Source organism: Glaciecola sp. SC05, assembly GCF_041380235.1.
Lineage (GTDB): Bacteria > Pseudomonadota > Gammaproteobacteria > Enterobacterales > Alteromonadaceae > Glaciecola.
Genome location: NZ_JBGIYY010000009.1, coordinates 31,994 through 53,171, shown reverse-complemented (window position 1 = coordinate 53,171; position 21,178 = coordinate 31,994). Strand labels below are relative to the sequence as shown.

At 42.7% G+C, this 21,178-nt stretch carries 18 protein-coding genes and 1 tRNA gene; 3 read left to right on the top strand and 16 right to left on the bottom strand.

Going from position 1 to position 21,178, the window contains the following annotated elements:
• Positions 1 to 93: 93 nt before the first annotated feature.
• Positions 94 to 825 (top strand): hypothetical protein, encoded by a 732-nt coding sequence (locus AB9H30_RS09840; RefSeq protein WP_371194498.1) that lies wholly within the window; start codon positions 94 to 96, stop codon positions 823 to 825.
• A 105-nt stretch (positions 826 to 930) separates the two neighbouring features.
• Here AB9H30_RS09840 and rpsO read toward each other — a convergent pair whose 3' ends face one another.
• From rpsO to AB9H30_RS09765, 15 genes are all read right to left on the bottom strand, one after another.
• Positions 931 to 1,200 carry a 30S ribosomal protein S15 gene (gene rpsO / locus AB9H30_RS09835; RefSeq protein ID WP_371194497.1) on the bottom strand — a complete coding sequence of 90 codons (270 nt, stop codon included), beginning with the start codon at positions 1,198 to 1,200 and terminating at the stop codon, positions 931 to 933.
• A 127-nt stretch (positions 1,201 to 1,327) separates the two neighbouring features.
• Positions 1,328 to 2,272 (bottom strand): tRNA pseudouridine(55) synthase TruB, encoded by a 945-nt coding sequence (gene truB / locus AB9H30_RS09830; protein ID WP_371194496.1) that lies wholly within the window; start codon positions 2,270 to 2,272, stop codon positions 1,328 to 1,330.
• A complete protein-coding gene (rbfA, locus tag AB9H30_RS09825; RefSeq protein ID WP_371194495.1) occupies positions 2,272 to 2,661 on the bottom strand; it encodes a 30S ribosome-binding factor RbfA in 390 nt (129 codons plus the stop codon). The genes truB and rbfA overlap by 1 nt, the downstream gene beginning before the upstream one ends.
• Before the next feature lie 91 nt (positions 2,662 to 2,752).
• The gene (gene infB, locus AB9H30_RS09820; protein ID WP_371194494.1) at positions 2,753 to 5,362 is read right to left on the bottom strand and encodes a translation initiation factor IF-2; all 2,610 of its coding nucleotides are present in this window, start codon (positions 5,360 to 5,362) and stop codon (positions 2,753 to 2,755) included.
• Positions 5,363 to 5,385: 23 nt separating this feature from the next.
• Positions 5,386 to 6,879 carry a transcription termination factor NusA gene (gene nusA / locus AB9H30_RS09815; RefSeq protein ID WP_371194493.1) on the bottom strand — a complete coding sequence of 498 codons (1,494 nt, stop codon included), beginning with the start codon at positions 6,877 to 6,879 and terminating at the stop codon, positions 5,386 to 5,388.
• Between the two features lie 39 nt (positions 6,880 to 6,918).
• Entirely contained in the window at positions 6,919 to 7,377 is a 459-nt protein-coding gene (gene rimP / locus AB9H30_RS09810; protein WP_371194492.1) for a ribosome maturation factor RimP, read from the bottom strand.
• Positions 7,378 to 7,692: 315 nt separating this feature from the next.
• Entirely contained in the window at positions 7,693 to 10,512 is a 2,820-nt protein-coding gene (locus tag AB9H30_RS09805; RefSeq protein WP_371194491.1) for a methyl-accepting chemotaxis protein, read from the bottom strand.
• A gap of 436 nt (positions 10,513 to 10,948) precedes the next feature.
• The gene (locus tag AB9H30_RS09800; RefSeq protein ID WP_371194490.1) at positions 10,949 to 12,331 is read right to left on the bottom strand and encodes a sensor histidine kinase; all 1,383 of its coding nucleotides are present in this window, start codon (positions 12,329 to 12,331) and stop codon (positions 10,949 to 10,951) included.
• Positions 12,328 to 13,062, bottom strand: coding sequence for a response regulator (locus AB9H30_RS09795; protein WP_371194489.1), 735 nt, complete (start codon positions 13,060 to 13,062; stop codon positions 12,328 to 12,330). The genes AB9H30_RS09800 and AB9H30_RS09795 overlap by 4 nt, the downstream gene beginning before the upstream one ends.
• Before the next feature lie 18 nt (positions 13,063 to 13,080).
• Positions 13,081 to 13,524: a DUF3019 domain-containing protein gene (locus AB9H30_RS09790; RefSeq protein ID WP_371194488.1), complete on the bottom strand. Its 444-nt coding sequence runs from the start codon at positions 13,522 to 13,524 to the stop codon at positions 13,081 to 13,083.
• Positions 13,514 to 14,323, bottom strand: coding sequence for a MipA/OmpV family protein (locus AB9H30_RS09785; protein WP_371194487.1), 810 nt, complete (start codon positions 14,321 to 14,323; stop codon positions 13,514 to 13,516). Before AB9H30_RS09785 ends, AB9H30_RS09790 begins: the two co-directional genes overlap by 11 nt.
• Positions 14,324 to 14,644: 321 nt before the next feature.
• Positions 14,645 to 14,721, bottom strand: a tRNA-Met gene (locus AB9H30_RS09780).
• 131 nt (positions 14,722 to 14,852) lie between these two features.
• Positions 14,853 to 15,152, bottom strand: coding sequence for a 4a-hydroxytetrahydrobiopterin dehydratase (locus tag AB9H30_RS09775; protein WP_371194486.1), 300 nt, complete (start codon positions 15,150 to 15,152; stop codon positions 14,853 to 14,855).
• Positions 15,153 to 15,240: 88 nt separating this feature from the next.
• On the bottom strand, positions 15,241 to 17,910 hold the full coding sequence (locus tag AB9H30_RS09770; protein WP_371194485.1) for a TonB-dependent receptor plug domain-containing protein: 2,670 nt from the start codon (positions 17,908 to 17,910) through the stop codon (positions 15,241 to 15,243).
• A 176-nt stretch (positions 17,911 to 18,086) separates the two neighbouring features.
• Positions 18,087 to 18,536 (bottom strand): MaoC/PaaZ C-terminal domain-containing protein, encoded by a 450-nt coding sequence (locus AB9H30_RS09765; protein WP_371194484.1) that lies wholly within the window; start codon positions 18,534 to 18,536, stop codon positions 18,087 to 18,089.
• A gap of 125 nt (positions 18,537 to 18,661) precedes the next feature.
• Between AB9H30_RS09765 and AB9H30_RS09760 the strand changes: the two genes are divergently transcribed.
• Together AB9H30_RS09760 and AB9H30_RS09755 are read left to right on the top strand one after the other, a co-directional pair.
• Positions 18,662 to 19,567: a LysR family transcriptional regulator gene (locus AB9H30_RS09760; protein WP_371194483.1), complete on the top strand. Its 906-nt coding sequence runs from the start codon at positions 18,662 to 18,664 to the stop codon at positions 19,565 to 19,567.
• Between the two features lie 134 nt (positions 19,568 to 19,701).
• Positions 19,702 to 20,097, top strand: a complete 396-nt coding sequence (locus tag AB9H30_RS09755; protein ID WP_371194482.1) for a DUF3718 domain-containing protein — start codon at positions 19,702 to 19,704, stop codon at positions 20,095 to 20,097.
• Between the two features lie 21 nt (positions 20,098 to 20,118).
• Here AB9H30_RS09755 and AB9H30_RS09750 read toward each other — a convergent pair whose 3' ends face one another.
• Positions 20,119 to 21,003 (bottom strand): alpha/beta fold hydrolase, encoded by an 885-nt coding sequence (locus AB9H30_RS09750; protein WP_371194481.1) that lies wholly within the window; start codon positions 21,001 to 21,003, stop codon positions 20,119 to 20,121.
• Between the last annotated feature and the right edge of the window lie 175 nt (positions 21,004 to 21,178).

The following is a 21,178-nucleotide window of genomic DNA, read 5'->3' as shown; positions in this document are numbered from 1 at the left end:
GGCATGTTTAGACGAAATGATTAGCAGTTAATAGAACTTATTGTATCATGTCTTGTATAAAATACTGTGTAGCAAATATACAAGCGAGATTTCATGTCCCAAAGTTCTAAAGATACCGATTTTGCGCCTATTAATGTTGACGTAAACGATCGTATTCCAACTGCCACAAAAAAGCCATCGGCTCAGCCTCCTGCTACTGGCGGTAGCTCAAATAAATCAATGCTGATATTAACACTACTGATTGCAGTCGGTGCCAGCGGGTTTAGTGCATACTTGTACTCACAGCTGCAAAATAGCCAAGAAACCATAGTCGCTAACCAAGAGCGGATCCAGATGCTTGAGAATAGACTGTCGGCTACCGGTGAAGAGATGGGTAACTCAACTGTTGAACTTCAGGTGAAGTTAGGTGAGCTCTCAGGCAAAACCGCAGAGCTATGGGATCAGATGGATAAGCTGTGGGCTTCAGCATGGCGCAGAAACCAAGAAGAAATTAAGTCATTAAATAGCGACGTGATTGCGTTAAAAAGCGACTTTAACAAGAGCGTTGCGGATGTGACCAAAAAGGTTAATGCAGCTGAAAGCGGCACTCAACAACTCATGACTCGAATTAACAGTATGAACAGCAAAATTTCGGAGCAAGCTAACAATATACTCGCAGTAAAGGTCGAGTATGAAGGTTTTGCTGAAGCTAATTCATCTCAAAATGGCGATATCAGAGAACTGAAAGAAAAAATACTCTTACTAGAAAGACGCAATACCTCACTGCTACAAAAGCTCAACGAGGTAGAAGGCCAGGTAAAAGAGCTGGCGTTAAAGACCATTTAATATTTAGTATGCAGTCATTGTTATTTAACATCATGGTTTGAAAGAATTTAACTCATTAAAAAAGCCACTCATCGAGTGGCTTTTTTTGTATCTGGGTATTACTTACTAGCGACGTAGGCCCAAGCTAGAAATAAGAGCTTGATAGCGTTCTACGTTTTTACCTTTTAAGTAATCAAGTAATTTACGACGCTGAGAAACCATACGTAGCAAACCGCGACGTGAATGGTGATCTTTCTTATGGTCTTTAAAGTGACCCTGTAGCTTGTTGATGTTGTTTGTTAGCAATGCAACCTGAACTTCAGGTGAGCCAGTATCGCCTTCTTTAACGCCGTACGACGCAATGATATCTGCTGTTTCTTGTGTAGTTAGTGACATAGTGTTCTCCAAAATTTAATTAAACGATGGCCCAATCACTAATTCAGTGCCATCAAAAGAGCGCGTAGTATACTGGTATGCCCGTAAACTGCAAGTCCATTTACCAACAATAAAGACGCTTAGCTGCTTATATGAGTGTTTGTTCGTATACCACTAGGCGCTTTGGCTGAAGCTCTTGCGTTTCTGTGTATTCAGCAATCCCAAGAAACAATTTTTCAGGTCCATAGATTCGAATAAACTGCCCAACATGCGCTTCTGCAATGCTGTATCTCAGCGCTTGACCTAACTGCAGTTTGAGCATGTTTGCATGGTCAATATCCACAGACAGTAAAGACAACACAGGCGTATCCATTGGCAGCAGCAAATCATCTAAAATAAGATGTTTTGCTGATGCGTCATCATCCTCTTGGACCAAGGTCTGATATTCGGCAACGCTGCGCATTTGCGGCACAAAGTCAGCGACTTTTAAGCGACGTAACTCTCGCACATGAGCCCCGCAGCCAAGCATTTCGCCCAAGTCATCAACAATCGTACGAATGTAAGTGCCTTTCGAACAATGAATACGCAAGCGAACCGAATCGCCTTCAAAGTGAACAAGCTCGTTAGCGTACACTTCAATATCACGAGGCGGACGCTCGATGTGAATGCCCTGCCTTGCATAAAAATAGAGAGGTTTTCCCTCATGCTTTAGCGCAGAATACATAGAGGGGACTTGACTAATTTTGCCACGAAAGCTTGTTAACGCCGCATTAAGTTGTGCATCACTAACGTTCACATCGCGCGTTTGCACAATATCACCGTCAGCATCTGAGGTATCGGTACGAACCCCAAGCTGCGCCTCAACTTCGTAGGTTTTATCAGCATCTAATAAAAACTGTGAAAACTTAGTCGCTTCGCCTAAGCACACAGGCAACATACCGGTCGCCAATGGGTCGAGTGCGCCAGTGTGCCCGGCTTTTGCAGCACCGTACAATCGTTTTATCTGCTGCACAATAGCATTAGACGATTCACCTTGATGCTTGTCGACTAACAATATGCCGTTAACCGCTCTGCCTTTACGACGCCTTGCCACTATTGGTCTTCGTCTTTACTTTTTGATTTATCGTTGGCAATCGCTTCGTTTACTAAAGCCGATATTCTTGCACCTTCAACAATCGATGTGTCTCTAACAAAGTGAATGGCCGGTACGTTACGCATTCTGATGCGGCGACCTAATAGCCCTCTTACAAAGCCTCGTGAATCGATTAATTTGGCCATGTCTTGTTCGATTTTTTCTTCGTCGGCGACATAAAAGGTGATAAATATTTTAGCGTGACTAAGATCCCTTGATACTTCCGCACCAGAGACTGTGATCATACCGACCTCTGGCTCTCTGTGTTTAAACTCTTGCTGCAGGATACTGGCAACTTCTTTATGGATTTGTTGAGCAACGCGATCCGTGCGCGAAAATTCTCTAGCCATAGCGACCTCTCATATTGGGGTAATTGATATAAAGTCTGATGGAAAAAAACGGAGGCGCGTGGCCTCCGTTATTTCAACGTAACTTAAAAACTTAAATCTCGCGCTGTACTTCTACAATCTCAAATACTTCGATTTGATCTCCGACTTTTACGTCGTTGTAGTTTTTCACGCCGATACCGCACTCAATGCCTTTCTTCACATCTTGTACGTCATCTTTGAAGCGGCGTAATGATTCCAACTCACCTTCGTAGATCACCACGTTTTCACGTAATACACGAATTGGGTTGCTACGTTTAATCACACCTTCAGTAACCATACAGCCTGCAATCGCGCCGATTTTTGGTGATTTAAACACATCACGTACTTCTGCTAGACCAATAATTTCTTGTCTGAATTCAGGCGCTAACATACCGCTCATCGCTGCTTTCACTTCATCGATGAGTTCATAAATGATGCTGTAGTAGCGTAAATCAATTTCTTCCGCTTCTACCATCTTACGTGCAGTTGCGTCAGCGCGAACGTTGAAGCCTACGATAATCGCGTTAGAAGCAGCTGCCAATGAGGCATCTGTTTCTGTAATTCCGCCTACACCACTACCGATAATATTCACTTTTACTTCATCAGTAGATAGTTTAATTAAGCTTTCAGCAATTGCTTCAATAGAGCCCTGAACATCAGCCTTGAGCACGATATTCAAGTCAGACACATCGCCGCTTTCCATGTTCGCAAACATATTTTCAAGCTTCGCTTTTTGCTGCTTGGCAAGTTTAATTTCACGTTGCTTGGTGTGACGTTTGGCAGCTACTTCTCGAGCTTTCCTCTCATCGGCGACAACTAATGCATCTTCACCCGCGATAGGTACGCCAGACAGACCAAGTACTTCAACAGGCGTTGATGGACCGGCTTCTTTAATATCTGCACCGGTCTCATCGCGCATCGCTCGGACACGTCCGTACTCTTCACCACATAACAAAATATCACCCGGCTTTAAGCAACCTTCTTGAATCAAAACAGACGCTACTGGACCACGTCCTTTATCCAAACGAGATTCAATCACGATACCTCTAGCTGGTCCAGTATCAACCGCTTTAAGGTCTAACAGTTCAGCTTGTAAATTGATTGCTTCGAGTAAGGCGTCGATACCAAGACCCGTCTTCGCTGACACATGCACGAACTGATGCTCACCGCCCCACTCTTCAGAAATAACTTCTAATTGAGAAAGCTCGGTTTTAACGCGATCTGGATCGGCAGCTTCTTTATCCATTTTATTGACTGCTACGATCAAAGGAACACCTGCTGCTTTCGCATGCTGTATGGCTTCTTTGGTTTGCGGCATTACACCATCGTCTGCAGCTACAACTAAGATAACAATATCGGTTGCGGTAGCACCACGCGCACGCATAGCCGTAAACGCAGCGTGACCAGGAGTATCTAAAAATGCAATACGGCCGGTGTCAGTTTCAACGCTGTATGCGCCAATGTGCTGAGTAATTCCGCCCGCTTCGCCATCGGCGACCTTAGCACGACGAATATAATCAAGTAATGATGTCTTACCGTGGTCAACGTGGCCCATGATCGTTACAACTGGTGCGCGACTTAACTTCTCACCGTCGCTGTTATTGGCAACTAATTCGTCTTCTAAAGCATTTTCATTAACAATTTCGTATTTATGGCCCATTTCTTCAATCACCAGCACTGCTGTTTCTTGATCAAGAACTTGGTTAATGGTCGCCATCTCACCCATTTTCATCATGGTTTTGATAACTTCCTTACTTTTTATTGCCATACGACTTGCTAATTCGCTTACGCTAATTGTCTCGCCCAGTTTTACCACTTTTTCCACTGGTGTTACGGGCTTAGTAAAGCTCTGCTTTAAGTGTTCACCAGCATTTTTCTTAGACTTTTTACGACGACGACTGCCGCGTTCAACCTGCGCGTCTTCCTCGTCTTCTGCTTCTTGTGCATAACGGTTTGAATGCAAATGAACTTCTTTTGCTTCTTCTTTTTTACGCTGTTCTTCTTCTTCCTTCCAACGGCGCTCGTTTTCTGCCGCTAGCTTGCGCGCTTCTTCAGAAGCTCTATTTGCATCTTCTTCTAATTTGCGCTGAACCTCTTCTTCTTGCTGCTTTCTGATGCGTTCTTCTTCAAGACGGCTGGCCTCAAGTGCCTGCTTTTCTTCATCGGTCAGCTTAGACTCAGACGCTTTGCGTTCTTCTGCTTCTTTTTTAGCCCTTTCAGCTCTTGCCTGACGCTCAGCTTCTTGAACTTTTCTCGCCTCTTCTGCTTTACGCTGTTTTTCTAAGGCCGCTTTTTTAGCTTCTTCTTGTGCTTTCTCTTCCGATTCCCGCTTAACGCGAGCTTCCTCTGCAAGACGAAGCGATTCTTCTTCTGCAAGACGCTTTTCTTCGATGTCGCTACGTTTGACGTAAGTGCGTTTTTTACGCACCTCGACTTTTACTGCACGAGACTTACCTAAACTAATGGTACTGGTAGTTTTGCGTTGTAAGGTCATTTTTTTAGGTGCTTGTGCGCCTGCGCCACCGTGCTGCTTGCTTAGATGATCAAGTAGCTTTTGCTTTTCATCTTCACTTACGTTGTCAGTTGCGGTTTTCTCAACACCTGAATCTTTAAATTGCTGAACTAAGCGCTCAACCGAGGTGCCGATATCGTTCGCTAACTTTTCTATGGATACTTCTGCCATGGTGTTAATCTCTCCCCTTGACCTTATTCTTCGTTAAACCAAACGATATTGCGCGCTGCCATAATTAAAGCGCCTGCTTGCTCTTCGGTCAGTTCCTCAATGTCACTGATTTCATCAGTGCCCTGCTCGGCTAAGGCTTCTAAATCGGTAATGCCGCGGCTAGCCAGTATGTATGCCACATGTCTGTCTAAACCTTCTAAATCTAATAGTTCTTGTTTTGGCTCTGATGCTTCTAATGACTCCTCATTTGCCAATGCTTGAGTGGTCAAAGCAGCTTTGGCTCTAGAGCGAAGCTCTTCAACGATGTCTTCATCTAAGCCATCAATTTCAAGTAGCTCAGATGCAGGTACGTATGCCACTTCTTCTAAAGTCGTAAAACCTTCTTCAACTAACATTAAGGCAAAATCTTCATCAATTTCCAAATGCTTAATAAATAGTTCAAGGACTTTTTCGTTTTCGGCTTGGTGCTTATTGTTCATGTCTTCAACAGTCATGACGTTTAGCTCCCAGCCAGTCAATTGACCTGCTAAACGGACGTTTTGACCATTGCGACCAATTGCTTGTGCTAGGTTGTCACTCTCTACCGCGACATCCATTGTACGGGTATCTTCATCGACGATAATAGATGCAACTTCTGCAGGCGCCATAGCGTTAATGACGTACTGAGCAGGGTTTTCGTCCCAAAGCACGATATCGACACGCTCACCACCTAACTCACTTGAAACCGCTTGAACTCTTGATCCACGCATACCTACGCAAGCACCAACAGGATCTAAGCGCTTGTCATTGGTTTTTACAGCGATTTTTGCACGGGCACCCGGGTCGCGAGCCGCCGCTTTAATTTCGAGGGTTTCTTCTGCAATTTCAGGTACTTCAAGTCTGAAAAGCTCAATCAGCATGTCTGGATGCGTACGGCTAATAAATAGCTGAGCACCACGTGCTTCGGGGCGAATGACGTATAGTAGGCCACGCACGCGGTCACCTGGACGGAATGTTTCCCGCGGCAGCATGTCGTCTCTGAAAATTACGCCTTCGGCGTTATTCCCTAAATCAACAATGACGTTATCGCGATTCACTTTTTTCACTGTACCGGTAACTAGCTCGCCAACTCTATCTTCATATTCGGCAATCATCTGGGCACGCTCGGCTTCACGAACTTTTTGCACGATGACCTGCTTTGCCGTTTGCGTGGTAATGCGGTCAAACGCTATAGAGTCGATTTGTTCCTCAACAAAGTCACCTAACTGAATATCGGGTTCATCAATCTGAGCCGCAGAAATCGTAATTTCGGCATAAGGATTTTCTTGCTCAATATCGTCAGCGGTTACCATCCATCTACGAAAGGTATCAAAATCACCCGTTTCTCTATCGATGGCGACTCTTACTTCGATATTGCCAGGATTTTTCTTTTTTGTTGCACTTGCTAAGGCAAATTCCAATGCTTCGAAGATTTTTTCTCTTGGCACTTGTTTTTCGTGCGATACAGCTTCTGCAACTAATAATATTTCTTTGCTCATATTTTCTTATTTGTTTGCCCTGCGGCCAACATCCCCATATTAGTCAAAATTAGGTACTAAATTTGCTTTGGTTACATTACTAATGGCCAACACAAAAGCTTCTCCATCTACTTCAACATGAATGTGAGTATCTGTGCTTTGTGTTAATACGCCCTTAAAGTTTCGGCGGCCATCCTGCGGTAAATTTAATTTCACGGTAATTTCTTCGCCCACAACGCTTGCGTAGTGCGCTGCCTTGAATAATGGTCTATCCATGCCCGGAGAGGACACCTCTAGGTTATACTCATTGGTGATTGGGTCTTCTACATCAAGCACCGCACTCACCTGACGACTGACGTCTGCGCAATCGTCAACATCGATACCGTTTTCACTGTCGATATAAACTCGCAAGGTAGAGTGTTTTCCAGCGCGAATAAACTCTACGCCTACCAATTCAAAGCCTATAGCCTCAACAGGTGCGCTCAACATGTCAGTCAATTTTTTTTCTAACTGAGACAAATATTTTCTCCGATTTACTCTTGTTCAAAAAACACATATAAAAAAAGGGCCTATCGCCCAATTCATATTTTTACGTAAAACCGTAAAAATAAAAAAGCCCCGGACAAGCGGAGCCTTACAAGAATTCTTTTCACCGATGCCTTGGTGGACACACTTTACATCAAAGTCATAATACCTAAATACAAAGCGCCGCTCGTCAAATAAATATGTTGGATTTCTCTATTCGAAATGCATCGTATTCATTTATGGGGCGTAGTATAACGAGTTGCCTAAATATACGCAAACCTAATTTTACCCATATGAGACTTTTATGATCTACTGAGTTGACCTTATTTCATCTGAATCGAAAAACTCCATAAGTTCACTCATTCCTTTCGCTTGATGCCCTAGCTCCTCGCTTGCCGCTGCCGCCTCTTCAACGAGAGCCGTATTTTGCTGGGTTAACATTTGCAGCGATTCTACCGCTCTATGTATTTCAGAAATACCCGTGCTCTGCTCTTCAGCCGCGGTGGAAATTTCACCCACTATGCTGCTGACATTTTCAACTTGCTTAATAATATCCTCGAGGGTTTTACCTGACTTATTTACCAAATTTGAACCTGCTTCGACTTTTGCAACACTGTCTTCAATTAAGCGTTTAATTTCTTGGGCAGCATTAGCGCTTCGTCCGGCTAGGTTGCGTACTTCTCCAGCCACGACTGCAAAGCCTCGCCCTTGCTCACCGGCGCGGGCTGCTTCTACCGCGGCGTTTAATGCCAGTAAATTTGTTTGAAACGCAATCGAATCGATCACGCTAATGATGTCGCCTATACGACTGCTTGCTTGATTAATTTCAGCCATGGCGCTTACCGCCTCATGTACAACCTTTCCACCTAATTGCGCTTGTGCTTTAGCATCTGCAGCAATTTTATTGGCATGCCCAGCATTTTCCGAAGTGTGCCTGACCGTTGAGGTTATTTCATCCATGCTGGCGGCAGTTTGTTCAAGATTACTCGCTTGCTGCTCTGTGCGCGCGCTTAAGCTGCTATTTCCGCTAGCAATATCTTCTGCGCCAACTCTAACCGTAGAGGCAGCCGTTTTTATTTCTCTCACGACTTCATTAAGCTTTGCCACAGTCGCATTAGTGTTTGTTTTTAAGGTATTAAAACGTCCCGGAAAATCGGCAGAAATAGTAGTGTCTAGTCTGCCTTTTGACAGCGCTTGTAAAACATTTTCAGTCTCACTGAACACTTCAGCAATCGCGCCAATCGATATATTTAAGTTTAATTTTATTTCATTTAATTGGCCAGGCAGCTCTGATTTAACCCGGGCATCTAGCTGCCCTTGCGCCACTGAAGCCATCACCGAATCAACTTCATCTAATGCACTGTCTATTGATGTCATAGCCATGTCAGCCTGTTCAGCGAGTTTTGCATACTCACCTACTAATAGACCATTCGCACGGTGCTTAAAGTTACCCTTGCTCATCGCCACCATTAAGCTTCTGATATTTGAAATAGACTCAGAAATTGCTTCTGCCGAGCTATTCACCCCTTCTTTTAGAAACCCTAATTGTCCTTTCATGTCAGCAGTGATTTTTTGTTTGAAGTCACCTTTTGCGAGAGCGTTTACCACTCTATTAACCTCTTTTATTGAATCACCCATCGCGCCAGCCGACACATTCACACCATTTTTAAGGATGAGTAGATCTCCTTTAAAATCGGCTTCTACTCTATGACCAAAATCACCAATAGCCATGGAGCTCACCACAGCATTTGTTTCTTTTATTGACGCTTCTAGTTTTTCAAGTAGGGTATTTAAACTCTTCGCCGACTGCCCTATTTCGTCATCGCGGATAATGTCTACACGTTTTGAAAACTGAGTGTTCAGTGCGATGTCTGCAATTGACTTTCTCATGTCCTCTACGGGCTTGATAATGCGAGTGCTGACAAGCATAGCTACATACACGATGGCGGCAAGTACTATGGCGCACAATACCAATATCACCCAGCGCAAATTCGACACAGCCGCATAAGCTTCACTACTTTCTATTTCTGCAATCATTACCCAGTCTAAGGAGCCAAACTTTACTGGAATATAACCAGACAAAACGCTCTCACCTTTATAGTTTTTCGTTTCCAGGGTCCCTGAAGAACCTTTCAAGCCAAGTTCTATTGCTTCGCTATTCACTAAGCGATTATTACGAAACGAAGCATCTACACTATATTCGTCTGGAAACTTATGAGAATCAGACCGCATAAGCTTGTCGTTACCGACTAAATATGACTCGCCCGTCAGCCCTAGCCCACGACGCTCTGACATCACTGTTGAAATTGCATCAAGAGGCATCTGAAATATCAAAGAGCCGACTCTGTTATTACCGTCAAATATCGGAGAAGCTATAAAGCTCGCGGGAGCTTCGTATGACGGTGTATATTGTGCGTAGTCTAAAAGCACATAATCAGATGAGTTTGCGAGTGATAGTGATGATTGAAATGCTTGACCTAAACCACTTCCAGCATAAGCACCGCTAATTAAATTTGTTGCGTAATCTAATTCTTTATACACCGAGTAGACTACTCTTCCTTTTGTATCGACTAAAAATATGTCGTAATACCCGAATCGCTCCAAATATTCTTTGAACGTGTTGTGAATAAGTAGATGCGCTTGGTCATAATCCGTGTTTAGGCTAGATTTAAACATTTCATGTTTACTGCCAAGTGGCGATGCGTTCGCCTGTATATAAGCATGCTGTAATACAACGGCCTCATCACTCAAGCGGTTTAAAAGAGCTTGCGTATCGATATTTTTCCCATCATTCACTGATTGATATTGCGGCAAAAATTGTGAGTTATAGTAATTTGACAGCTCATTTCGAAGACGGCTGATCTTAGCAGCTTTCAGATTCGCGTCAGGGTCGGTGGTTTCTGCAACAACACTATCAAACGCTTTGATAATACTGTTGAGGTTGCTTACTAGATTGGGGTCGTCTGACGCGGTCAATACTTGATTAACAATGGTATTTCCGTACTCTTCAATCGCCACGACTTTGTTATATTTTAATGCCTCTAAATTTTGCGTCAGCTTATTCGTTGCCATGCTTGAAATTAACCACAAGGCAATCACACTGACCAGCAGCATTGGGATTAAACCCACAGCCAAAAACGTCTGTGCTAATCGACGTTTTAACGTGTTTTTTTACCAAATATACGATTAAAATTTGTGTCTTTTAAAGTTTGCAACATGTGGCTTGAGTCCAATTCATAGTGTTAGCTTTGTGTTCGTCATATTGAATCGAATAATATTGCGAGCACACTTAAAGACGTTATCGACTGGATAAAGGATAAATTTACATATTTAACCCCAACTCGGGATAAGAAATCGTGCATGCCTATAAAAAGTATTAATTTTTTTATACTTTATTATTCGGTAACAATATTAGCGTGAAGGACAAGGCGCAAAAGTCACATAATGGCGATTTTATTGCTTGCTTTTGCAACGCAGAATTCTTGCTGTTAGCAAAAGCTTAGAAAGCTATTACAGAAAGCCTCACGAAGATTTGACAATACATGCTGGAGACTTCGCGTGCTGACTAGTTTAAAGGCAAATATATTAGGATTTCTGTACCCGTTGGGGAATAGAGATGGTTGTTTCTTTCTTGCTCGCTTTGCTCCGTTTTTGGTCCGCTTAAACAAATTTCTTGTTGTGGCGGATTATCTGTTTCAGCACTACTTTTGAGCAATATCTCTCCATTATGTATTTCGACAACCCTCTGACAAATCGCTAAGCCAAGGCCATAATGATTCACTTTACTTTGGCTAAGTTGTTCAGGCACCCGAAAAAATGGCTTGAAAACTTCCTGATGATATTGCTTTGGGATACCTAAACCATCGTCACGTATGCTCAAAACAAGGCGCGTTTTAGAATGGCGTAAGCTTATATTGACCTTAGTTTGTGCATGATCCATTGCATTTGAAATTAAATTGTTGAGCATCAATTTTAAATACATTAGGTTCCCTTGTATTTTGTACTGTCTGCCCTTCTCTATATGAAACTCGACTTGTTTTAGGTCTGACCATTTTTGAGAAACACCAATCATTTCATTTATTACTTTGTCGAATGCGATTTCATTTTTCTGAACTGAATATAGGCTCATATCTAATTTGGTATATTGCAGCATCATATTAACCAGTTGAATCATCTCATCGGTGTCTTCGCTTAACCTTGTTAGGTGGGTATCCGATAATGAGCTGGGGTCGTCTTGAATAGTATCAATTCCGAATCTCAATCTAGCCAGAGAAGTTTTTAAATCATGAGAAACCCCACCACTGAGCAGTTTTACATCATCTAACAATGTTTGAATGCGACTTGCCATACTGTTAAACGCTATTTCAACATCGCGGATGCCGGCGACATTGCCAACATCTAACCTTGTATCTAGTTTGCCGGTCCCAAACGAGGCAGAGGCTCGTTGGATTAAATATAAACGCTTCGCAATGGGGTAAACCCATAGAGTAAGTAAGAAAGACAAGGCGAGGTAAAATAGAATGGTGAGTGCCAGTTGTCCGAGTGCGTCATCTTCTTTGAACAAAGTACCAGAGTAAACCTGTAATACTTGCTCTGAAGAGGCAATATAATATGAAAAGCTTGGCCCATTTTTACTTTCAAGCAGCAAAGCTTCACCAGCCTTGAGTCTTTGCAATAAAGAAATGGGTAAAGCAATATCATCTAAATTGACTAACTTAAGAGATATATCCTTATTTGCTTCCCATTGCTCAATAAGGTCGTCGTTATCAGGGGCATCACTAAGCCTATCAGCAATGGCCTGACCGCTTAATTGAAGTAACGAAACCTTTTTTTGTATCTCATTGCTCGGCGGCGCAAGCAGGTGATGATATGAGTAGTCAATAAGCCAACCAATAGAAACTGAAGAAATAATCACGGCAAGAATAAGTGAGAAGGTGATGGTTTTCACTGCCAAGCATCCGGTACTAATTTGTAGCCTTTGCCCCACACAGTGACAATTTTTTTCGGATGTTTAGGATCATCCGCTAACTTTTTGCGTAGCCTTGATACTTTTAAGTCGACCGAGCGATCGAAGCCGTCGTAATCAAACCCTCTTAACACTTTAGTCAAGTCGTCTCTGGTCACCGTTATACCCGCCTGCTTGGCGAGCAACCACAGCATATCAAACTCACCGCTGCTCAAATCAATGGCCTCTCCCCTAAGCATGGTTGTGCGTGAGGAAGCTTTGAGATAGAGGTTACCCAATCTCATGGATTCAGTATTGTCTAAATCGGTCTGAAGCTTAATCTTTGATTGATGACGAAGCTGAGTATTAATTCGCGCCAGTAATACCTTTGCTCGAACCGGTTTACTTAGGTAGTCATCTGCTCCAATATCTAAAGCAAGGACCTCATCCAATTCGGTATCACGTGCAGTGAGCATGATTATGCGCCCCTTATACAATGGCCGAAGTTGCTTACACACTTCAATGCCGTCTAAACCGGGTAACATCCCGTCTAGGATCAGCAGATCTGGCAACAGACTCAGCGTTAGCGCGACCGCTTCATCGCCCCTAAAACATTGCTCAACATGAAAATTTTTTGCTACTAAATAATCCTTTATCCAATCAGACAAGGACTGATCATCCTCAACTAGCAGTATCCTACCTGCAGCTAGTGCGGCGTTTGTTTTGTCAGTCATCGTTTTTGCCAGCCATTGTTAAAAGAGCCTCCATGCCAAACGTTTTTTGTTGGGTACCTTATAAACCCAAGATAGCGTAAGCGTCGTTGATGCTAACACAATATCACTTGCCTCACGGCTACGAAGCTCGAAGGTAAGGTCTTTATCAGTTTCAAATTCTTGAGAAAAGCTACCTACTGATTCCTTTGACCAACATTGCATTGGACGACTATTTGTTTTTATAAACAAACAGTAGTCACCAGAGACAGGGGCGCTCCAATCAAAATCGAGTGTCAAATAGCAAGTTTGTCCTTGATAGAGAGAAACGCATTCTTTTGGTTTTGTTGTTAAACTATAGGCAGGTTCTTTTGCCATTATTGGCTTGCTCAGTAACCCGAGTAGAGCAGCTAACACAAGCAAAGGCGAACCTTTTAGCAGATATAGGTTATCACCTAGCAGTAAAGGTCGTTTTTTAAAAAACATACATAATACCTACGCTTGCATATGTCTGGCCCCGTTTATCTACAAACGGACTGTCAAATATTGCATCTGACACAAGCGTTTGCCCAAGACTTGCTTCAAACACCCAATCTCTATTGAGCGCATATGAAGCGCCTACTTCAAACTCCAGAACAACGCCTTGCCCTGCTTTATAATTAGGGAATTCTGGTCTTTCTGGGATGAAAAAGAACGTGCTATAGCGATTATCCATAATGTCGGCACTAAAATAGCTGGCGCCGGTGATGGCATGAATATTCCAGTTTCTAATTTGCCAGTTTTTGACATACCAAGAGCCTAGGTAAAAGCCATCGTCATCCGAATTGATGCTTACCGGGGATGCAATCATCCTAAATACACCATTGTCAGAATAATGTGTGGCGCGTAAACCAAATCTGAAATCGGCGACACTGGCTGTTCTGCCGATTTCAATGCCACTTAAACCCAGATGCACTATTGCATCAAACTCCCAATCACCGTAATCGTAAAAATTGTAGCCTACGCCGTTTCCCCGAGTACCAAAATTACCAAAGTTCATAAAGATGCCATTGTCCCACTTTATTCCAAAGCGCAGGGTCAGCGGCTGTGAGTCTGTTTCGAATGTATCCCGAGAATTAAAAAGAGGCGTATACGCTCTGGCAACGGCACCTATTTCAAAAAAGCTATACGCTTGAGATTCGTTTTGGGGAGCTAGAGTACTTTCATTTTCACTCGCACTTAGATTTTTTGCACTGAGTGCTAAAAACAAAACGTAAGCACACAGGGTTATTTTTTTTATGGTCATTGAATGATTATTCATTAAGCTTTGATTGATCTCCATAATATGGATTTTTCAAGATGGGTGTTGTATCAAATTGTATCTTCAATAGTAATCAATTTTTTTCGCTGTGGGAGACCTAATTTGCAATTCTCAGTAATGAATAAAGCGTCATTTCTTGGAGTATTAAACAGTTGCAGCTTAAGCGTGATGTTGTTGCAATGGAAATCGGCATTGGATGTCATTAGATCTTGTAGATATTTGGATGAAGCTAGATACGTGAGCGCTAATAATTTTTTTAAAGTACTCAAACACAAAAAAGCCTTGGCATTGCCAAGGCTTTGAATGTGGTTGCGGGAGCTGGATTTGAACCAACGACCTTCGGGTTATGAGCCCGACGAGCTACCAGACTGCTCCATCCCGCGTCCGAAACTGGTGTTCAGCTAGTTGCTGAAGAGGTGCGTATTATACATACGCTTTGATGCGTTGCAAGCACCATTTTGTCTTAATATTGAAATAACAAAGATATGTCGTTTTTTCAGACTAAACCCGCAGTTTATTTAAACATTTCCATTTTTTTTGCCAATTCAAAATCTAGCTCACTGATACCATCTACGTCGTGCGTCACTAATTTTACGTCGACTTTATTATAGACATTGAACCATTCTGGATGATGTTTCAGTTTTTCAGACCATATTGCGATCTGACTCATCCAACCAAAAGCCCGAATAAAGCTCTTAAACTTAAATGTTTTGCTTAACTTACCGTCTTCAATTACCCATGGGGTGTCGGTGGCAATTTCATTTAAATCGTCTAATGCTTTTGCAATTTCTGCTTGTTCCAAGCGTTTAGGCATTTGCAGTATCCTTTAATGTATAAGCAATAAAAACAAAGCCCCTATTCAGGGGCTTTGTCACTTAAGTTATGTATGTTGAGATTAAGACCTAGAATTCAACCGCTAATCTAACATATAACTGACGTCCTCTAGGGTCATGAACCTTAGAGTCAAATCCGCTGTTAGTAAATACCTGTGGAGGATTTTCGTCGGTTAAGTTGATACCACCAAAGGTAAGAACATAGCTAGTTTGTGTGTCTAGTACCGTTCCTAAGTCAACCGTTACTTGAGCATCGTATGTCACATGGCTATCGACTTCTAAAAAGCCATTTCCACTTGGATCAGCGTTTTGATCGTCGTCGTAAGCACTAACATAACGCGCAAACAAGTTAGCACCATATGCTCCATTACTCCAACCTAAACCAAGGTTAGCACGCAACTCTGGCGAGGATACACCAATGTTAGTGAAGTTACGACGACCCGCGCCATCAATAGGGCCGGCTTGTGGATCAACAAGATCATATTTGGTGATATACGTAGCAGACAAATTAGGAACAAAAGTACCTATCTCAGTTTCTAATTTATAGCTAGTAACAATATCGAAACCAGCCGTACTTAACGAACTTGCATTCACATAAGTATTGTTCACCTGAACCAGCGGACCAGTTAAAGGATTACCCGCTCTGACGATTCTGCTTGGGTCACTTGGGTCAAGATCCAAGATTGCCTGAGCACTTTCTTGAATGATCAAGTCTTCAAAATCAAAGTTCCAATAATCAAGTTCAATTGATAAATCATCGATCGGTTCAAAAGAGAAACCAATGTTGTAAGCTTCAGATTGCTCTGGAGTTAAGTTTTCGTTACCTGCTGTTCTAACTGCAGCAAACGCATTCGCGCCAATTAGTGGATCTCTTAATTGCTGCAATGATGTTGCACCACCGTTTCGCATGAATACTGAAGGTGCTCTAAACGAAGTTGAAATTGAACCTCTTAACGACAAATCGTCAGTAGCACGGTAGTTAAATGCTAACTTTGGATCAAAGGTATCACCGATAACACCGCCGTAGTCTTCATAACGCAATGCGATTTGCACGTCTAAGTCATCAGTAACTGGCAAAGCAATCTCTGCGAATGCAGCCCATACGTCTAAACTGTCGTCAAAATCAGGGTTACCGATAACAAATGTAAATGAGTCTTGGTTTGATAGGGCATCGTAATCTTGCGATAAGCCCTCATCACGATATTGCATGCCGACTGCCATAGCCGCAACACCGCCGTCCATTTCAAATACATCAAACGAGGCAAAACCTTCCAAGACTTCTAGCGTGGCGCGTGAATCAATCTGCTGTAGACCAGAGAATGAATCAATCACGTTTTGGCTGTTTGGCGCGGAAGTATAGCTAGTAGAGAAGGGGTTAAAGTATTCACAGTTGCCTTGACCAGGTGTACCGTTAACTGGATCACAGCCTTGACCGCCTAAACCATTCAGGGCCAGAGTAAATTCTGTTCGAATTACGTCTTCAACTGAAAAGTAGAAATCATTAACGCCGTTGGTATAGCTAATTTCCCAAAAACCATCTTCTAACTCGCCTTGAAGTGACGTGCTAAATCGGAATGTATCAGACTCAGTGTTGGCTGGATCCGCTTCAAAACCGTTACCCTCTGCTCTACCGAAGAACACTACGGCTTGGCCAAATGGGTTGTTAGGATGTGCAGCAGGCACTAATGGGCCTGTCAAAATCGGGAAGCTCGGCGCGCCGCCGCGCTCTGCACGGTTACGAGCATAGCTAATTTCGGTAGACCAAGTCATCGAATCAGATATTTCATAATTTGCGTTGAAAAAAGCGTTCAGGCGAGTCTCGTCGGGAACATATGAGTAGCCTGGACCGAAGTCAAAACCACATAGCCCGATGTCTAGACCAGGCACCGTTCCGGTGGGTGCTAGCAACTGCGGGAAACCACCAAAAGCAGAACAGCCTGGGTCAATAATGGGTGTGCCTGCTAGTGGACCAGCAGTGAAGAAAAATGAACCTGGATTACCTAGTGCACTCGTATCGTCCTGTGGACGAGACAAACGACGATCTGATAAGAACAGCGGTGAACGATTTGTATAGCTGACAGCGGCCATGATATTGCCTTTATCAGACGTTGCTCCCCAAAGACCTTGTAAAATATATTCTTTGTTGTTGCCGTGCGCACCGTCTTGATAATCGGCCGTAATTTTTGCGCCTTCATAGTTACGTTTAGTAATAAAGTTAACAACACCAGCTACAGCATCAGAGCCATAAAGAGCTGAGGCGCCGTCTTTAACGATTTCCATGCGGTCAATCGCTATCATCGGCACAAGTGAACTAGTATCGACGAAGTTTAAACCTTCGTTAGTTGGCTGTGCGTTGACAACTTGGCGCTTGTTGTTTAACAGGACTAGGGTAGAAGCTACACCCAAACCTCTTAAGTTAATGTTTGAGGTACCCGCAGTAGCATTTTGTGTAAATGCGTCAGGTGAGTTCTCAGAGCCAGTATTAATTGTTAGCGTTTGTGTGATATCTGCAATGTTTTTTGCGCCGATAGTTTCAATCGCTACACTATCAACCACTTGCAGTGGAGAAGGTGACTCGAAGTTTTCACTTCGCCTTACGAAACTACCCGTTACTAATATAAGCTCTACTTCGCTCGCTTCGTTTTCGTCAGCCGACTGCGCCAACGCTACCGATGGTAAAGTCATAAGCTGGGCCGCAACGAAAGCAGCAACAGCAGTTTTTTTGCCAGTAAACTTCATAAATCATCCCCTAAAATGGAAGAGCACCACTTAAAATTTGTGGCGTTATTATTGTACAGATGTATTACATCTACGCCCTATAGTAGGAAATGATCAAGGGTTTGTAAATTTTTTGTTAGTTATATGTGATTATTTTATAAAAAGATGGTCGGACCAGTATTCCAAAATACCTATATTTATGCTGGATTTTCTATCAGCAACATTAAAAACTCACCTACCAAAGCAGGTTTATCACGGCCCTCAATTTCTACATGGGTCGCAAAACGATGCAACTTACCGGTAGGTTTTTGTTCAATTTCAGTAAGCGAAAATCCAAATCGAATTTTGTCGTCTACTCTAACCGATTCTAAATAACGTAAACCATCGATCCCGTAATTAAGCATGGTATATCGACTGGCATCAATCGAAACGCATTTTGCAAACATCTGCGGCATGAGAGCGGCCGTCAAAAAGCCGTGAGCAATAGTTGTCCTAAACGGACTTTCAGTAGCGCACCTTTGTTGATCCAAATGGATCCATTGAAAGTCACCAGTTACGTCTGCAAAGTCATTCACTATTTTTTGCGTGACTTGAAACCAGTCTGGCGTGGACATAGCGGTTCCGATGGATAATTGAGCAATATTCATATTAATCCTAATTTATTACTGCTTTTAATTGAAATCCTCTTATACTATTAACCATAGTGATACTTCAATTGAATATTTTGATAACAATATATTGAAGTTATGAATGCAACTTATTGGAGACAACAATGAACTTACACCGCATTGATTTAAATCTTTTTGCTGTGTTCGATGCGATCTATACAGCTGGTAGCCTCACCAAAGCGGCCGATGTCCTATGTATTACGCAGCCCGCTGTGAGTAATTCACTGGCGCGTTTACGCGAAATGCTCAATGATCCTCTGTTTGTTAGAACAGGTCATTCCATGACCCCTACTCCAGTCGCACAGAATATCATTGTACCGGCACGAGAGGCTCTTGGTCTGCTTAGAAAAAGTGTTCAACAAAGTCATATATTTGAACCTGAAAGCTCAACAAAAGCTTTTCATTTTTCGAGCCGAGACCTACTAGAAGTAAGCATCATGCCAAGACTCATGGCGCGACTGCAGAACTTATCGCCCAACATTACGCTAACCAATTATGAAATCGCTAGAACAAGTGTAGTGTCTGCCATGGCCAGTGGAAGTTTGGACTTTTTTGCCGATGCTTCGACATTTACTGACCCGCATTTAAAAAAGCAAGCAATAGCGCAAGATAGATTCGTTGTATTAGCCAGAAAGAATCATCCGTTACTGCAGCAAGGCTTAAGTTTGTCGACCTTTTTAAAGCTAGGTCATATTAATGTTTCACATCGACGCAGAGGCGCCGGTCCGGTAGATATTGCGTTAGATAAAATCGGTGAGAAACGTAAAGTGGTAATGCGCAGCCAACATTTCTTAACCGTGCCGTCTGCCGTCGTTAAAACCGATCTTATCGCCTGTATCCCTTATCACTTAGCTAAACATTATGATTTGGCAATGTATGAAATACCCTTTGATATTCCGCCAATTGAATATTACTTGTATTGGCATTTGAGTGCGGATCATGACAGCGCTCATCAGTGGATGCGCAACCAAATTGCTGAGGTCGCAAAAACCTATAATCCGCATGAGTAAATTGAGAAGCGTCAGAATTGACCTCTGACTTTAGGTATATCTTTTTACACCATATTATGACCTATGAGATTGCTCAATAGCGCGATAAGCATACACTTCGCGGGTTGTTATTAATCCTTAAAAGGTCATTTACCATGATGAAATTAAAAACCATAGTTGTAGCGTCAATTTGTGCGAGTTCTGTCTTGAGCTTTAATGCAAATGCGAGTGTTGAAGCCGCATTGGCGAATATATGTAATATTGTTCAAAGTGATGATAAGTCAGAATTGCGTAAAAAAATGCGCGATGTACAGTCAAATTACGCATTGAAACTAGGCGATTACTACGACGGCATTACTTGCAATGGCAATAGCCTGATCCGGACTGCACTGTTAAGTAATGCCGTCGAATCGGGCACATTGTTGGTGAAAAAAATGCCTAAGTCGAAGTTAGCCGAGCCCGAGAAAGACGGTATCGCACTCACCGACTGGATTGCTAATAATGGCTTGGACGGAACTGAGATAGCAGCAGTAGTAAAAGCGCGCATGTAATTTAAGGACAAGGTTGTCGCGCTAAGCTAAATGAAACTTGCGAATATGCGCGATGACTTCCGGAATTTTCTGATGATGCAACCAATGGTCTGCATCATCAAATTTCACTAAACTTAGCTCCTCAATCCACTGCTCCATACCGTTCAACACCTCTGGTACAAAAGCCGTATCCTTCATTCCCCATAGCACTTGAGTAGGCACCTTAATTTCAATATTCGGTAGCTTTACGTCCGAGTTAGCTCTTAGGCGTTGAGTGACTAACTGCGGCATATTTTTGTAGTAGGCAAACGCTTGTTTCATTGTGTGTGGGTTTGACCACTGATTTACATACGCACTTTGCTGCTCTGTGGTAAGCCTTTTATAAAAACCACCATAAAGGCGTTTAAGCATCTTATGCTCATCTGCACTAGTAATGCTAAATGCATCTTCACTGATTAAATCAGTAATGTAATCACTGTTAGCCTGTTGCCGAGGATTATTTGCCATCTCGCGAGTAAATCCGGTGGGGTGTGCTGCATTCAGAATACTTAGTTTTGCAAACAAATCCCTATAAAAGGCAACTAAAGGCCAGGCAATAACCCCTCCCCAATCATGCGCAACTAAATGTACCGGTCGACCACCACTTACATGTTTTACAAATTCGGCCATCGTCTCGACTAAATGTGCAATCGTGTAATCTTTGTCACTTGGATATCCTGAAGAGCCATTGTAACCCGGTAAATCTGGCGCGATAACTTCAAAATCACCTGATAAGCTTTCTAAATATGCTTGCCAGCTCCAGCTATTTTCAGGAAAACCATGCAGCATGATCAATAATGGCTGTGAGGCTTGATCCTCTGACTGCTTGAAGACCGACAGATATTGTACGGAAGTTGTCGATAGCTCTGCGATGTTAGTTTTTATCATAAGTAGCCTTTAGGTGTGCTTGGCACAAAACGGTCAAATCCCATTGAGTAATAGTAGAGCATTGCGTTAGCTAGCAACATTTTTGCATATAAAAAAACCGGAAAGAGTCAGCAAAAATGTCTCGTTCCGCTTTTTTAATTAGATAGTAGCTTAGTAAGTCACTTTAATAACTAAG

What these genes read in the sequence shown, in the direction of transcription:
- AB9H30_RS09840 (WP_371194498.1), top strand. Translation starts at nt 94, where the DNA reads ATGTCCCAAAGTTCTAAAGATACCGATTTTGCGCCTATTAATGTTGAC.
- rpsO (WP_371194497.1), bottom strand. Translation starts at nt 1,200, where the DNA reads ATGTCACTAACTACACAAGAAACAGCAGATATCATTGCGTCGTACGGC.
- rbfA (WP_371194495.1), bottom strand. Translation starts at nt 2,661, where the DNA reads ATGGCTAGAGAATTTTCGCGCACGGATCGCGTTGCTCAACAAATCCAT.
- infB (WP_371194494.1), bottom strand. Translation starts at nt 5,362, where the DNA reads ATGGCAGAAGTATCCATAGAAAAGTTAGCGAACGATATCGGCACCTCG.
- nusA (WP_371194493.1), bottom strand. Translation starts at nt 6,879, where the DNA reads ATGAGCAAAGAAATATTATTAGTTGCAGAAGCTGTATCGCACGAAAAA.
- AB9H30_RS09795 (WP_371194489.1), bottom strand. Translation starts at nt 13,062, where the DNA reads ATGACTGACAAAACAAACGCCGCACTAGCTGCAGGTAGGATACTGCTA.
- AB9H30_RS09790 (WP_371194488.1), bottom strand. Translation starts at nt 13,524, where the DNA reads ATGTTTTTTAAAAAACGACCTTTACTGCTAGGTGATAACCTATATCTG.
- AB9H30_RS09785 (WP_371194487.1), bottom strand. Translation starts at nt 14,323, where the DNA reads ATGACCATAAAAAAAATAACCCTGTGTGCTTACGTTTTGTTTTTAGCA.
- AB9H30_RS09775 (WP_371194486.1), bottom strand. Translation starts at nt 15,152, where the DNA reads ATGCCTAAACGCTTGGAACAAGCAGAAATTGCAAAAGCATTAGACGAT.
- AB9H30_RS09770 (WP_371194485.1), bottom strand. Translation starts at nt 17,910, where the DNA reads ATGAAGTTTACTGGCAAAAAAACTGCTGTTGCTGCTTTCGTTGCGGCC.
- AB9H30_RS09765 (WP_371194484.1), bottom strand. Translation starts at nt 18,536, where the DNA reads ATGAATATTGCTCAATTATCCATCGGAACCGCTATGTCCACGCCAGAC.
- AB9H30_RS09760 (WP_371194483.1), top strand. Translation starts at nt 18,662, where the DNA reads ATGAACTTACACCGCATTGATTTAAATCTTTTTGCTGTGTTCGATGCG.
- AB9H30_RS09755 (WP_371194482.1), top strand. Translation starts at nt 19,702, where the DNA reads ATGATGAAATTAAAAACCATAGTTGTAGCGTCAATTTGTGCGAGTTCT.
- AB9H30_RS09750 (WP_371194481.1), bottom strand. Translation starts at nt 21,003, where the DNA reads ATGATAAAAACTAACATCGCAGAGCTATCGACAACTTCCGTACAATAT.